At 57.7% G+C, this 13,451-nt stretch carries 12 protein-coding genes; 3 read left to right on the forward strand and 9 right to left on the reverse strand.

Annotation, left to right across the window (positions count from 1 at the left end; translation table 11 throughout):
- Positions 1–174: 174 nt before the first annotated feature.
- Together ychF and BQ7486_RS08040 are read right to left on the reverse strand one after the other, a co-directional pair.
- Complete coding sequence (ychF, locus tag BQ7486_RS08035) at positions 175–1,269, reverse strand: redox-regulated ATPase YchF (protein ID WP_022373505.1); 1,095 nt, start codon at positions 1,267–1,269, stop codon at positions 175–177.
- Positions 1,270–1,400: 131 nt separating this feature from the next.
- A complete protein-coding gene (locus BQ7486_RS08040) occupies positions 1,401–1,943 on the reverse strand; it encodes a GNAT family N-acetyltransferase (protein ID WP_074009654.1) in 543 nt (180 codons plus the stop codon).
- On the opposite strand from BQ7486_RS08040, the gene BQ7486_RS08045 reads away from it, so the two are divergent.
- From BQ7486_RS08045 to BQ7486_RS08055, 3 genes are read left to right on the forward strand one after another with little or no spacing between them, the layout of a single operon-like run.
- Positions 1,942–2,190: a hypothetical protein gene (locus BQ7486_RS08045; RefSeq protein ID WP_074009655.1), complete on the forward strand. Its 249-nt coding sequence runs from the start codon at positions 1,942–1,944 to the stop codon at positions 2,188–2,190. The genes BQ7486_RS08040 and BQ7486_RS08045 overlap by 2 nt on opposite strands.
- A gap of 48 nt (positions 2,191–2,238) precedes the next feature.
- Entirely contained in the window at positions 2,239–2,820 is a 582-nt protein-coding gene (locus BQ7486_RS08050) for a hypothetical protein (protein ID WP_074009656.1), read from the forward strand.
- A gap of 28 nt (positions 2,821–2,848) precedes the next feature.
- A complete protein-coding gene (locus BQ7486_RS08055) occupies positions 2,849–5,401 on the forward strand; it encodes a molybdopterin guanine dinucleotide-containing S/N-oxide reductase (protein ID WP_074009657.1) in 2,553 nt (850 codons plus the stop codon).
- Between the two features lie 104 nt (positions 5,402–5,505).
- Here BQ7486_RS08055 and BQ7486_RS08060 read toward each other — a convergent pair whose 3' ends face one another.
- The 7 genes from BQ7486_RS08060 to BQ7486_RS08095 all read right to left on the reverse strand — a co-directional run bounded on the left by BQ7486_RS08060 (position 5,506) and on the right by BQ7486_RS08095 (position 13,098).
- The gene (locus tag BQ7486_RS08060; protein ID WP_074009658.1) at positions 5,506–6,807 is read right to left on the reverse strand and encodes an RNA-binding domain-containing protein; all 1,302 of its coding nucleotides are present in this window, start codon (positions 6,805–6,807) and stop codon (positions 5,506–5,508) included.
- A 225-nt stretch (positions 6,808–7,032) separates the two neighbouring features.
- Positions 7,033–7,623: a TorD/DmsD family molecular chaperone gene (locus BQ7486_RS08065; protein ID WP_162272253.1), complete on the reverse strand. Its 591-nt coding sequence runs from the start codon at positions 7,621–7,623 to the stop codon at positions 7,033–7,035.
- Between the two features lie 22 nt (positions 7,624–7,645).
- The gene (locus BQ7486_RS12130) at positions 7,646–8,830 is read right to left on the reverse strand and encodes a GNAT family N-acetyltransferase (RefSeq protein ID WP_084765833.1); all 1,185 of its coding nucleotides are present in this window, start codon (positions 8,828–8,830) and stop codon (positions 7,646–7,648) included.
- A complete protein-coding gene (gene pth / locus BQ7486_RS08080; RefSeq protein WP_074009660.1) occupies positions 8,811–9,473 on the reverse strand; it encodes an aminoacyl-tRNA hydrolase in 663 nt (220 codons plus the stop codon). Before pth ends, BQ7486_RS12130 begins: the two co-directional genes overlap by 20 nt.
- A 5-nt stretch (positions 9,474–9,478) precedes the next feature.
- Complete coding sequence (locus BQ7486_RS08085) at positions 9,479–11,239, reverse strand: DEAD/DEAH box helicase (protein ID WP_074009661.1); 1,761 nt, start codon at positions 11,237–11,239, stop codon at positions 9,479–9,481.
- 149 nt (positions 11,240–11,388) lie between these two features.
- Positions 11,389–12,045, reverse strand: coding sequence for a 50S ribosomal protein L25/general stress protein Ctc (locus tag BQ7486_RS08090; protein ID WP_074009662.1), 657 nt, complete (start codon positions 12,043–12,045; stop codon positions 11,389–11,391).
- 93 nt (positions 12,046–12,138) lie between these two features.
- On the reverse strand, positions 12,139–13,098 hold the full coding sequence (locus tag BQ7486_RS08095; protein WP_022372371.1) for a ribose-phosphate pyrophosphokinase: 960 nt from the start codon (positions 13,096–13,098) through the stop codon (positions 12,139–12,141).
- Positions 13,099–13,451: the final 353 nt, after the last annotated feature.

The raw sequence follows: 13,451 nt of genomic DNA on the forward strand, positions 1-13,451 counted from the left end.
AAAACCGCCGTAAAACACTGCGTGAGCAGTGCCTACCAGATCGGTACGGGCGGTGGTGTGGAAGGACGGCGGGGCCTAGCCCCGCCTCCTATCCGATAGGCTGCAGACGAACAGCAAAAAGGCCCCGTTTCTCAGCGGAAACAGAGCCTTTCGCAACAGCAGAGACGTCAGGAATTAAACGTTAAAGAGGAATTCCATTACGTCGCCGTCCTTGACGACGTAGTCCTTGCCTTCAGCGCGCATCTTGCCCGCTTCCTGAGCACCCTTTTCACCCTTAAAGGCGATGTAGTCCTCGTAGGCAATGGTCTGCGCACGGATAAAGCCGCGTTCAAAGTCGGTGTGAATGACGCCTGCGGCCTTCGGAGCCGTATCGCCCTTGTGAATTGTCCAGGCGCGCACTTCCTTGACGCCGGCGGTGAAGTAGGTCTGAAGCCCCAACAGGTCGTAGCCCGCGCGGATCACGCGGTCAAGGCCGGGTTCTTTCATCCCCATGTCTTCAAGGAACATTTCCTTGTCGGCGTCGTCCAAATCCGCAATATCGGCTTCGGTCTTGGCGCACACCGCGACAACGGGGGCGTTTTCCGTGGCAGCACGGGCCTTGACGGCTTCCAGAAGCGGATTATTTTCAAAACCGTGATCGTCAACGTTGGCGACGTACATCACCGGCTTCATCGTGAGAAGGAAAAGGGGCTTGATGACTTCTTTTTCTTCGTCGGTGAGCTTGACGGAACGGGCGGGCTTGCCTTCGTTTAAGACGGGCTGAAGCTTTTCGAGCACCATCGTGATCTTTAAGGCTTCCTTGTCGCCGCCCTGACGGCCCTGCTTGGCGTAGCGGGCGATGCCTTTTTCAACGGACGCAAGGTCCGCAAGCGCGAGTTCCGTATTGATGACGTCAATGTCTTCCACGGGGTTGATGTGGCCGGCAACGTGCACGATGTTGTCGTCCTTGAAGCAGCGCACGATATGCGCAATGGCGTCGCACTCACGGATGTTGGCAAGGAACTGGTTGCCGAGGCCTTCGCCTTTACTGGCGCCGGCAACAAGCCCTGCGATATCCACGAACTCCACCACCGCGGGCACGATGCGCTCGGGCTTAACAATGTCGGCCAGAGCCTTTAAGCGCGGGTCGGGCACTTCCACGATGCCGACGTTGGGTTCAATCGTGCAGAAGGGATAGTTTTCCGCCGCAATGCCGGCTTTGGTAAGAGCGTTGAAGATGGTCGACTTGCCGACGTTGGGAAGGCCGACGATGCCGCATTTAAGACCCATTGCTTGGTTTCCTTATGAGTTCGGGGGAGCTGTGTGATGTGTCTGAAAAACAGGAGACACCGCAGCTCGAAAAGACAATCCTTTAATTATAGAAAGGTCATGTGGCCGAAGAGCTCTGAAGCAAGCTTTTTCTATGCTCCCGGGACATCCGGAAGCGCCATAACGACGGCGCGCAGTTCGCGGTAAAACCGAAGGTAAGATTCTTCGGTCATCGTGCCTTCGGTGGTGAGTACCACCAATGGATGCGCTTTGAATTCAGGGCGGTAAGGCGGATGGCGGTGTTCGTACGGGTTTTCGGTAAGCCCACAGTGCTTATAAAACCTCAGGCGCGCCGCGGAGACATAGTCCGTGACCGGATCGATTTCAAGCAGCACGCGCTTGGCGCTTGCCGCAATGAAGTCTCTGAGAAGCCGGCTTCCGTAACCTTTGCCGCGAAGCGTCTTGTTCAGCGCCAGGTGCTCTACATAGACGCAGTCCGAAAGAGTCCATGCTGCAATAAAGCCGATCAACGTGCCGTTTTCAGCGTAAACGGTGAGGCGGTAGCGCTCATCGGCAAACGCCGCTTGCTGCTGCGGGGCTGTCCGCTGCTCAAATGCCGGAAAGCTTTCCGCATACAGCGCGGCAAAGGGCGCAAAGTACGGGTGGTCAGAGGTTCGGATGCGGAGGGTTTCCATGGCGGACGAAAAGCAGAGCAAAAGAAGTGCCTCAATTCTGCCTAACCCGGCGTGCGGCAATGTCGCCTTTTTGCGCTCGGTGTTTACCCGCAGAAAAAACGGGTTTTTGCCGCATGATGGAACGGTCCGGACTTCGAAAAAACGAAAACCGCCTGAAAACAACTCAAACGTTTTACCTGAAAAGAATAATGAAAGTCCTGCGCAATCAAAGGACTTTTTGCTGTCTCGATACAATGAAAAGCTATAAGGGCCTGGCAAAACGGCCCGGTTGTCTTCTCTTGCTGGAATTGTGAATATGAAGATCCGACATCTTTTCGCGGCGGCCCTTTCCGCCGCTCTGCTTCAGCCCGCAATGGCCGCACCCATGTGGCTTAATCTGACGGTCCCGGTCAACGGCACGACCGCAGGTGACTACCTGGGCAAGGTCACGGTGGCAACGCCCGTCGAGGTTTTGCAGAAGAAAGGCTCTCAGGCCTTGATCCGCGTTTCGGGTTGGTCGCTCAAAGAATATCCGGCGCAGATCTTTAAGGAACCGGGTGTTCGCATTGAAAACGCCTCGTTTGATGAAGAAAAGGCCGTAAAACTTAATCCCAAGGCCGGCGAAAAGACGGTGCAGGGGAACGTTTGGGTCAAGTCTTCCGCTCAGGGTTGGGTGCCCGCCAAAGCGCTTACCGGTAACCTGCAGGGGCTTTGGGCCAAAGCCAAGGCCCGTAACGCGGAAGCCTGCGCCACCTGCCACGCCGCACAGCCCGCCAACCACTTTACGGCGAACCAGTGGGCAACGCTTCTGCCGGTACGAGGCGGCCGCGCCGGGCACACCCGTAAGGGCGCCAACGAACTGATGTTTAAGTGGCTTCAGGAACACGCCAAACACTAATGTCTGAGACACTGAGGAGAAATGTGAAATGACGAATCGCCGCGATTTATTTAAGGCCGCGGGCCTTGCCGGTGCCGCAGCCCTGGTGTCCGGACAGACGCTTGCCGCGCCCAAAAAAGGCGCAGCCCGTGTGTTAAAGGGTGGGGTGGAATACGGAGAACCTTTGTCGGGCGTTCCCGAAATGGGGCTTTCCAAAACCTTTGCCACGGGTAAGTCCGTTTTAAACGACGGCGTTGTGATGAACGCCTCACACTGGGGTGTTTACAAGGTGCATGTCAAAGGCGGCAAGATCGAGCGGCTTGAGCCCTTTGCTAAAGACAAGGCTCCTTCCATGCAGCTTCAGGGGATTGCCCAGCAGCCCTACAACAACGCGCGTATCCGCTATCCGATGGTGCGCGAGTCCTATCTCAAAAAGGGCTGGAAAGCGGGCGGCAGAGGCCGCGGCTCCGAACCCTTCGTACGCGTGACCTGGGACGAAGTTTTTGACATTATCGCGAAGGAACTCAACCGCGTCCGCGACACTTACGGGCCTGCAGCCATTTACGGCGGCTCCTACGGCTGGATGAGCCCGGGGGCGCTGGGTTCAGCGCGCAACCTCATGCAGCGCGCCTTAAATCTCAACGGCGGTTTCACCGGCCACTACGGCGACTATTCGACCGGGTGCGCGCAGGTGATCCTGCCGTACGTGATTGGTTCAAACGGCGTCTATGAACAGGTCACCGGCTGGGACCTCATCTGCGACAAGACCGAACTTATCGTGCTTTGGGGCGCTGATCCCGCGGTTACAAACGATATCGACTGGTCCGCGACCTTCCACGAAAACGCCGAAGGTCTGCGGCGGGTGAAGGCCGCAGGGATTCCGGTGATTGCCGTGAACCCCTTAAAGCCTGATACCGCAGAATACTTTGGCGATAAGTGCGAATGGATTGCACCGAAACCCAACACCGACGTCGCGGTGATGCTTGCGATGATGTATGAACTCGAGACCACCAACCGTGTGGACCGTGAGTTCATCCGCAAGTACACAAAGGGCTACGACAAGTTTCTGCCGTATCTCTTGGGCAAAACGGACGGAACACCCAAGACCGCAGAATGGGCCGAGAAAATTTCGGGCGTTCCCGCGGCAACGATCCGGCGCCTGGCGCGCCTGATGCGCGAAAAGCGCTCGATGCTGATGGGCGGCTGGGGTATTCAGCGCGCGCAGTACGGCGAACAGGTGCACTGGGCGATGGTGGTGCTTGCCGCCATGTGCGGGCACATCGGTCTGCCCGGCGGAGGTTTCGGCTTTACGTACCATTATTCGAACGGCGGCGCCGCCACTTCGGAAGCACCGGCTCTGCCCGGCATTTCCGCCAACCCCAAGGGCAAAAATACCGGAATGGCCTGGGAAGGTCATTCGGTGGCAACCATTCCGCTCGCGCGCTTTACGGACTGCTTCTTAAATCCCGGCAAGACGATCGACTACAACGGCAAGAAAATCACCTATCCGGACATTCGTTTGGTCTTCTGGTCGGGCGGCAACCCCTTTGCCCAGCAGGAAGACACAAACCGCATCGTGAAGGCCTGGAAAAAGCCCGAAACGACGATCGTGTGCGACACGGTGTGGACGGCTTCGGCGCGGATGGCCGATATTGTTCTTCCGGCCTGCACGTCGCTGGAGCGCAACGACATCACTTCGATCGGCTCCTACTCCAACCTCGGGTACGTTGCCATGCAGCAGGCAATTGAACCGCAGTACGAGTCGCATTCGGATTACTGGATCTACTCGCACCTTGCGGAAAAACTCGGCCACGGCGCAGAGTTTACTGAGGGGCTCGATGAGATGGGGTGGATCAAGCGCTTCTACGAGCAGGCTGCGGGTGAAGCCAAGGCCGCGGGCTTGGCGATGCCCACGTTTGATGAGTTCTGGAAAGGCGGTTACGTTTTGTTCCCCGTGACCGGTGAAAGCCGCCGCTACAACTATATGGGCGACTTCCGCAAGAACCCGGTGGTGAATCCTCTGGGCACTGAGTCCGGTCTTATTGAGATCTACTCTGAAAAGATCGCCTCCTACCACTACGACGACTGCCCGGCGCATCCGACGTGGCTTGAGCCTACGGAATGGCTTGGCGCCGAAATGGCGAAGGACTATCCGTTTGCGCTTCTGACCTCTAAGAGCCGCTACCGTCTGCATTCGCAGCTTGACAGCACGGCTTCGAACCTCTTTGCTAACGTCGAAGAGCGTGAACCCTTGTGGATTCACCCGCAGGCCGCGGAAAAGCTGGGGCTTAAAAACGGCGACATCGCTCTTGTGGAAAGCCGCCGCGGTAAGGTCCTGGCGGGCGTGACGGTCACCGACCGCGTGCGTCCGGATACGGTCGTGGTGCACCACGGAGCCTGGTACTGCCCGGAAGAACCCGGGGAGGAAGGAAGCCTTGATGTGCACGGCTGCGACAACGTGCTGACAATTGATATTCCTTCGTCGAAACTTGCCTGCGGCAACGTGGCCAACACATCACTTGTGCGCATTGAAAAGTACGATGAGGAGGAACTGCCGCCCGTCTACGTGCATCATCAGCCCAAGACCGCTAAGCGCGATTAATCCCGCTTAACAGGGCCTGACAAACCGCCGGTACTTTTGTGTGAGTGCCGGCGGTTTATTTTTGCAGGCACTTCGTCTTGAGCCGCAGCAGCCGTTAACGGAGATCAGCGAATTAATGACCGATACTTGGTCAGTCGTCCTGTACCAATCTTCTCGACCTTGCCGTCCCTGAGCAAAGCGTTGACGGCAGAGTTGGCCGATGTTCTTGAAATGTTCAATTTCTTCGCGACGTCAGCCATTGAAAGTACGTCGTGGCTTACGAATAAAGCAAAGCAACGCTCCTGAAGCGTCAGGGGCTCTTCGTCACGGATTCTGGGTAAAACAATGCGAAATATTCTGCGAGTTGCCTCCAGCTTGGGTTCCACGCCGGAGTTGGCGTATTCTTGCCAAATCATCGGAAAACCAGAACCATAGTTTTCCATCCATCCCAAGCGCCTGAGAATGTCGGCTAAATGTTCATTGCGACATTTGCTGACGCCCCGGATCGCAATATCGTCAACGCTGAGTCGGCCGGGGATGCATCCGTAGGACAAAAATTCGAATCGATTCGGAAAGATTGAAACTTTCGTGGGTTCGGGCTGAGAGTAATCGCGATGAACCGTGCAGTTTACAAGTGCCTCGCGCAGCGCTTTGGGAGGCCAGGCGAACTGCCGTTTGTTTGAGAGTTTCTCGGTTTTTTGTATCAGTTCAGGATTCATTGCGGCAAAGAGGTCGAAACCTTGATCAATTTGCCGCAGAAGCGATCCTGAGAATTCCCGGACGGAAAGCGATGCCTCGTCTTGGGAAAAAGTTCCGATTACGAGCTTTCTCTGGTTTTGGTCCGAAAGCAATTCTCCCAGTTGAGTGTAGTATCCGGCATCGTCAACCAGGCCCAGCCGAAGGTAGTGTGCAGGCGAAAAAGCGACGTGATATTTTCTGAAAATATCGGATGTTTCTCCGAATGTCAGATCTGCCTCACGGCTTAATCTGGATTCCCACGGCTCGGGGGCACTGTCGCGGATCATGTCGCGTATTTCTTCTTCGTTCGCGGTGACTGACATAGAGCCGTCGCGGACATAAGCGCCGCCCGTATAACGTTTTCCTTTGAGTGCATAAGGGCGGTCTTCACCAGGTTCTACGGATACCCGCAACAGGTAGCTGCCGGTACCTGTGGTGATGACTTCTGTTGACACCAGGTCTGTCATGACCGGTTCTGTACCGGTTCGGCAAAATTGAAGGACCGAGCGGGAAATCATATCGACTTCTTTTTTGCTGAGTCCCTTTGCCGTTGCATCATCGGTCACACCGAAATACAGGTTTCCGCCAAGCGTGTTTGCAAACGCTATCAGCGTCTTTTTGGCTGTTTCGCTCCAGGTTTCCTTAAATTCGACCCGGACATCTTCTTGTTCCGGCAGCCTTTCTATCATTTTCTCTCCAAAAAACGATAAGTTTCTATCATACTATCAACTTTGGTGAGAGTATGACAGAAAGATGGACAGGCAGAAAGACGGACAGCGCGCGATATCGAAAGCAAACGGGCAAGACCGCCAAGAAGCGGATTTGCGTTGCAGGGCAACTGATGCGCTCTTCTGCGATGTCACCGGATTTCAGGACAGGCGTTTTTCCCCGGAAAAGCCGGTTCTTCCGTTGTGTCAGTGCTTGGCGACCATAAGGTCCGCAAGCGCTTCAAGAAGCACCATGACGTCAAGGTACGGGTCGTCCTTGCGGGCTTCGGCGCGCACGGCCTTTACGACCGCCGGGATAAAGGCGGCCGGGTGCTTGGCAAAGAAGTCCCGCACTTTCTCGGTTTTATCTTTCAAAAGAAGGACAATCGAGAAACCGAGCATCGCGCCGAGGTGGTCTTCCGGGATGTTGTTGTCACCGGTGATCGAAAGCCCTTCGGCTTCGTAGAGCGTGCGGCATTCGTCCTGCGGCTTTTGACACAGAAGCGGCGTGTCGCCCGAAGTCCAGGCGCTCTCGCACAATGGAATCGTCACTTCGCCTGTTCCCAGAAACAGCCGCGCATAGGCTTTCTGCAGTTCAACGGGTTCAACGGTCGGTTTTTCCGCAATGGATGTGAGCGCTTCCTGCGAATCTTGCGGCAGCGTGTCTTTTCCGAGGATGAGAAGAGCTTCGGCGGCAAAGGGAATAGCCTGCACGGCGTTTTCAGCCTCGGGCTGCAGAAGAAGCATCGCGAGGCAGTCAAGCGCCCCCTGAAGTTCCGGCGTGTTGAGGTTTGTCATCGAAAAAAATCCTTCTTTGTGGTCAGTGTTCCGGACGGCTTTTCTCGTCCGGGACATACGGTCTTTGGCGTTTGAGAAACGCTTCAACGCGCTTTTGTCCGGGGGTGCCGGTTACGCGCTTCTTGGGCGGAAAATCTTGGTCGTAGGCCAGCGCCTCAGCCTCTGTCACGGCATACACGCTGTCCTCGACGTAGCATCCGGTGAGGCCCTTTAACGCATCGGGGAAAAGGGGAAAGACCTGCAGCGGTTCAAACCAGGTGTTTTCAGCTGTGCGGATTCCGAAGGTTTCGGCCGGCAAAAACCCAAGCCGGCGGTAAAAGAGAGGATCGCCGCATAGAAAAACCGCGCGAAAGCCGAGATTTCCGGCGTGCGTAAGCGCCTCACGGATAAGGCGGCTTGCGATGCCCCTTTTCTGATAAGCGGGCAAAACGCCCACGGGGCCGAGGGAGAGAACTTCTACTTTATGGCCGTCATCGCAAACGATGCTGCCTTTTTGAAACGCGACGGACGCCACAATCAGTCCCCCTGTCTCCGCAACGAGGTCAAGTTTCGGCACAAAGCCCACAGACGCGCGCATGCGGTGGAGGATGAGGTGCTCGGAGGCGCCCGGCGCATAGCAGTTCCAAAACGCCTCCCGCAGAACATTTTCGGCTGCGGCGTAATCGGCCGGGGCTGTACGGCGGATGGTGACGTTGGCGGAAAAGAGTCTTTCTGAGAGCGTGTGAAGAGCGTTTTCGCTGTAAACCGCGACGCCGTTGCGGGTGAGAAGTTCGGCGGTGACGCCTTTGCCGGGTTTAAGTCGCCGGGTAAAGGTCCCGTCATAGACTTCAGCGCTTCCGCAGGAAGGACTTTTGGCTTTCAGAAGTGCCGTCTCAGCGCGGGTTTCAAGGGCCGCTTTGAGTGTGGCGTGAGCGCCCGTCACGTAAGCCGCTGTGACATCATCTACGGCTGCCGTGCGCACGCGCCCCATGCCGTCAAGAACGTCTGCCGCACTTTTTCCCGGCTCAATTTCAGCCGGAGGGCGGGGCGTGGGAAGCCCCCCGGCGCACTCCGGACACACGGGGATCAGTGCAATGTCCGCCTGCCTGCAGCGCGCAAAAAAGGTTTTCAGCGCTTCGGGTGCTGCCGGGCATTTTGCGTCGTAGCGGCAGCACTCACCCAAAAGGCAGGCGCTTACCAAAAGCGCATTACGCGGAGGCTTTGGCATCCGTTTTCGCGTCCGTTTCGGCAGCAGGCTTTTTCGGGTGATTGGCGTACTTTCTGAGCATCCGCTCCACGCGTGCTTCATCGCCCGCGGCCCAGAGTTCCACGGTTTTGAGAGCCGCTTCAAGGCACTCATGGATGGCTGCCTTGTGCTCCAGCGACGGCGTCCCCAAAACCCAGTCGTAGACCTGCTGCTGCGGGCAGAAAACACGGGGGTGCCCGATGCCGATCCTCAGGCGCCAGAAGTTGGGGGTGCCGAGTTTGGCGGTAATGTCCTTGAGACCGTTGTGGCCGGCGTTGCCGCCCCCGATCTTTTCCTTCATGCAGCCCGGCGGGATGTCGAGTTCATCGTGCACGACGAGGATCTCTTCGGGCTTAATCTTGAAGTAGGCCGCCAGGGGCTGCACCGCGGAGCCGGAACTGTTCATGTAGGTTGTGGGCTTTAAAAGCCACAGGTCACCGGCGTCGGTTGTGATGCGGGCCGTGTCGCCGTTAAAACGCGCTTCGGCGCTGAAACGCGCGCCGTACTTGGAGGCAAGTGCATCCAAAAACATAAAGCCCATGTTGTGACGCGTCGTTTTGTATTCGTCACCGGGGTTACCCAGACCGACGATGAGCCGGATGGGATTATTTGCTGTCTGAGCCATAAAAACTACCCAATGTCATCGAAACGGGACTTTAAGGGTTCACGCTTTTCGCGCTTGTGCCGGGGATTGGGCTCTCTGTAGCCCGAAGCCCGTTTGGGTTGGTCCTTGCGCACCGTCACCGTGCGGCCTTTGATGGTGGTGCCTTTGAGTGCCGCAATCACGGCCTGCGCCACGGGGGCGTCGACTTCCACCAGGCAGAAGCGGTCGGAGATGTCGATCGCACCGATGCGGCGGCTTGCAATGCCCGCTTCATTGGCAATCGCGCCCACGATGTCAGAGGGCCTCAGGCCCGCTTCGCGTCCTGCACCGATAAATAGCCGCGTCATGCCCTCTTCGGGCTTACGGTCGGAAAGCCGCTCGCGGCGGGAAGCGCCCTCAAACCCGCGTTCACTTCTGTCGCCGCGCTCACGCCGTCCCTTCTTTTCAAAGGGCGTGACCTCCGGAATTTCATCTTCGTCGTCGGGGCCGCCCGCGAGTTTATCGGCGTAGGCAATGGCGGCAGCCGCCACCTCAAAGGGATCGGCTTCTTCGCAGAGCTGCTCGGCAATCACGCGGTACTTTTCAAAGGCGCCCGAAAGGAGTTCTTCCTTCACTGCGCCGCGCGTGAGTTCCATGCGTTTGGCGCGCACGTCCGTGACCGAGGGCACGGAAAGGAGTTCAATCTTGGCCTTGGTGATGCCTTCAAGCGCGCGTAAGCGGCGGTGTTCACGGGGCTCAAGCACCGTGATCGCAAGGCCTGTGCGGCCGGCTCTGCCCGTGCGGCCGATGCGGTGCACGTAGGTTTCAAGCGAGGCAGGAATCCCGTAGTTAATGACGTGCGTGACGTTTTCGAGGTCAATGCCGCGTGCGGCAACGTCCGTGGCGACGATCACTTCAATCGCTCCCGCCTTGGCGCGCTTCATCACGCGGTCGCGGGAGTCCTGATCGAGCCCCCCGTGGAGCGCCTCAACGGCAAAGCCGCGGTTTCGCAAAGATTCCGTCACCTCATCGACTTCGTTGCGGGTGCGGGCAAAGACGATCGCCAATTCCGGGCTTTCAACGTCCAAAATGCGCCCGAGAGCCGCAAGTCTGTGGGCGCGTCCCACCATATAGGCTTTCTGCGGCACGCGCGGCGTCTCGCCCTCGGCCGTTTTTTCGCGGGCAATGACGATGTGTTCGGGGTCGTTTAAGTGCGACTCGGCAATGCGGCGGATTCTCTCCGGGAGCGTTGCTGAAAAAAGCGCTGTCTGATGCTCCGGGGGCAATTCCTCAAGAATGGCTTCAAGCTCATCGGCAAAGCCCATGTCAAGCATCTCATCGGCTTCGTCAAGCACGAGGGCCTTGATCCCCGAGAGGTCAAGCGTGCCTTTGCGGATGTGATCCAACGCTCGGCCCGGCGTCGCAACAACCGCATGTACACCGCGGTTTAAAAGCCGGATCTGCCGCCCGTATTCCTGACCGCCGTAAATGGGGGCGACGGCAATACCGGCGTTTTTCCCGAACGCAAGAAAGCTCTCCGCAACCTGCAGGCACAGTTCCCGCGTGGGTGTCAGCACAAGAATTGCGGGGAGCCCGGTCTTTTTGTTAAGAACAAAGCGCTCGATTAACGGCAGCCCGAAGGCAGCGGTCTTACCCGTGCCGGTTGCGGCCTGGCCGAGCACGTCGCGCCCGGAAATGAGCACCGGGATCGCGGCGGTCTGAATGGGGGTGGGTTCTTCAAACCCCATTTCACTTAAAGCGCTCACAAGGGCGTCGGAAAGGCCGAGTGCACTGAAGGCGTTGTCCATAAGAAAAAGTCCGGAAAATAATCAGTCATAAAAAAACGCCGCGGGCCGTACAGAATGGCAAAGCACTCTGTCTGACGGCTGTCGCGGCGTATTTTGCCCGGGCACGTACCGCAGGGGTGTCGTGCCGCGGGCACGCGGCAGGTAAAGAATTACTTCTTTTCTGCTTCGCCGGCGGCGGGAGCAGCAACCGGGGCGGCAGCCGCAGCGGGCGCAGCACCGTCGGTAGCCGGAGCAGCAGCCGCAGCAGCCGTGTCTTCGGTAATAACCGTAACCGTGGCGATCGGCAGATCCGGGGTGATGGCACGCACGCCTTCGGGGAGCTTGACGTCGGAAATACGAAGCGTCGTCTGGCTCGTCATGCCGGAGAGATCCACATCGATGAATTCCGGCAGGTTCTGCGGCATGGAGGCAACTTCCACAGCGCCCGCGAGGTGGCTGATGAAGCCCTTGTCGATCTTGACGGCCGGGCTGTTTTCGCCGCCGAAGAAGTGCAGCGGCACGCGCATCGTCACTTCGCTGTTCGGGTCAATGCGCTGGAAGTCGCAGTGCAGAACCTGGGGCTTGTAGGGGTGCATCTGGAAAGCACGCAGAACAACGAGCTCATCCTTACCGTCGAGCTGCATCGTGAGGATGGAAGCGTGGAACTTTTCCTTCTGCAGGTCGTAATAGATTTCGTTGTGATCGAGCGCGATAAGCGTAGCGTCAACGTTGTTGCCGTAGACAATGCCCGGCACTTTGTTTTCGCGACGCAGGCGGCGGCTCGCACTCGTTCCCTGCTCTTTACGCAAGACAGCGGTGAAATTCATTTGAGTTAACTCCGTTTGTAGGGGTTGAATAAAAGTGAAAAAAACAGTCTGCCGCCGCGACCAGCGGCAGACACTCGGTCATTCCGAAACGTCTTACTCGTTAAAAAGTGCGCTTACGGAATCTTCCCGTGCAATACGGGAAATGGTTTCGCCCACCAGAGGCGCGCAGCTTAACTGGCGGATCTTGGGGCACTGTTCGGCTTCGGGGCGCAGCGGAATGGTGTCGGTGACGACCACTTCGTCAAGCGCGGAATTGGTGATGCGTTCAACGGCATTGCCGGAGAAGACGGGGTGAGCGGCGTAGGCAAGAACGCGCTTGGCACCGCGCTCCTTCAGGGCCCCCGCGGCGTTGCACAGCGTCCCCGCTGTATCAACGATGTCGTCGGTGATGACGCAGGTGCGGCCCTTGACTTCGCCGATGATGTTCATGATTTCGGCGACGTTGGCGCGCGGACGGCGCTTGTCGATGATCGCGAGATCAACGCCCAGTTCCTTAGCCATTGCGCGGGCACGCACGACGCCCCCGACGTCAGGCGAGACAACCATCAGATCCGGGTACTGGTGCGAGAGGATGTCGTTCAAAAGCACCGGGGTGGAGTAGATGTTGTCCACGGGCACGTCAAAAAAGCCCTGAATCTGGTCGGCGTGCAGGTCCATCGTGAGGACGCGGTCAACGCCCACGCTCTGAAGCATGTTCGCGACAACCTTCGCGGAAATTGCAACGCGCGCGGAACGCGGACGTCTGTCCTGGCGGGCGTAGCCGTAGTAGGGCATCACGGCCGTGATGCGGCGCGCGGAGGCGCGGCGCAGCGCGTCCACCATGATCATGAGTTCCATGAGGTTGTCGTTGGTGGGGGCGCAGGTACTCTGCAGCACGAAAACGTCGCTACCGCGGACGTTTTCATTGATTTCCACCATCACTTCCCCGTCGGAGAAGCGGTTGACGGTCGCACGGCCGAGCGGAATGTTGAGGTACTGGGTTACCGCATGTGCCAGCTTGGGGTTGGCATTGCCTGAGAAAACCTTCAGGCTGTCAGGAACGACAGGAACCATGATCGTGAGCTCTTTTGGTTGATTTACCCGTCCGACGGATATGACGCGTCAGGCTTGCAAAGCGTTGTTATGGAAAAAATCGGCCGGAAAGCAGCGGTGCCGTTCTCCGGAAAACGCAAGATTTTAACACCGAAGGCGTTTTGAATCAACGCTCAACACGCCGCAAAAAAACGGGAAAAGCCGGTTTCGGAGGCGCAAAAAATCAAAAAACCCGCCAGGCGTCAATCGGCCTGCGGGTTTCACTCGCTTGCGCCCGCGTTAACGAATCGGGGCATCACCGCCTGCGTATGGGTTGTTATCCCGTCTGCGCAGGAACTCTCTTTCGATGACTTCAGCGACGACGCGAATGGTAC

The organism is Duodenibacillus massiliensis (assembly GCF_900128485.1).
Lineage (GTDB): Bacteria > Pseudomonadota > Gammaproteobacteria > Burkholderiales > Burkholderiaceae_F > Duodenibacillus > Duodenibacillus massiliensis.

What these genes read in the sequence shown, in the direction of transcription:
- ychF (WP_022373505.1), bottom strand. Translation starts at nt 1,269, where the DNA reads ATGGGTCTTAAATGCGGCATCGTCGGCCTTCCCAACGTCGGCAAGTCG.
- BQ7486_RS08045 (WP_074009655.1), top strand. Translation starts at nt 1,942, where the DNA reads ATGGCGGACGAAAAGCAGAGCAAAAGAAGTGCCTCAATTCTGCCTAAC.
- BQ7486_RS08040 (WP_074009654.1), bottom strand. Translation starts at nt 1,943, where the DNA reads ATGGAAACCCTCCGCATCCGAACCTCTGACCACCCGTACTTTGCGCCC.
- BQ7486_RS08050 (WP_074009656.1), top strand. Translation starts at nt 2,239, where the DNA reads ATGAAGATCCGACATCTTTTCGCGGCGGCCCTTTCCGCCGCTCTGCTT.
- BQ7486_RS08055 (WP_074009657.1), top strand. Translation starts at nt 2,849, where the DNA reads ATGACGAATCGCCGCGATTTATTTAAGGCCGCGGGCCTTGCCGGTGCC.
- BQ7486_RS08060 (WP_074009658.1), bottom strand. Translation starts at nt 6,807, where the DNA reads ATGATAGAAAGGCTGCCGGAACAAGAAGATGTCCGGGTCGAATTTAAG.
- BQ7486_RS08065 (WP_162272253.1), bottom strand. Translation starts at nt 7,623, where the DNA reads ATGACAAACCTCAACACGCCGGAACTTCAGGGGGCGCTTGACTGCCTC.
- BQ7486_RS12130 (WP_084765833.1), bottom strand. Translation starts at nt 8,830, where the DNA reads ATGCCAAAGCCTCCGCGTAATGCGCTTTTGGTAAGCGCCTGCCTTTTG.
- pth (WP_074009660.1), bottom strand. Translation starts at nt 9,473, where the DNA reads ATGGCTCAGACAGCAAATAATCCCATCCGGCTCATCGTCGGTCTGGGT.
- BQ7486_RS08085 (WP_074009661.1), bottom strand. Translation starts at nt 11,239, where the DNA reads ATGGACAACGCCTTCAGTGCACTCGGCCTTTCCGACGCCCTTGTGAGC.
- BQ7486_RS08090 (WP_074009662.1), bottom strand. Translation starts at nt 12,045, where the DNA reads ATGAATTTCACCGCTGTCTTGCGTAAAGAGCAGGGAACGAGTGCGAGC.
- BQ7486_RS08095 (WP_022372371.1), bottom strand. Translation starts at nt 13,098, where the DNA reads ATGGTTCCTGTCGTTCCTGACAGCCTGAAGGTTTTCTCAGGCAATGCC.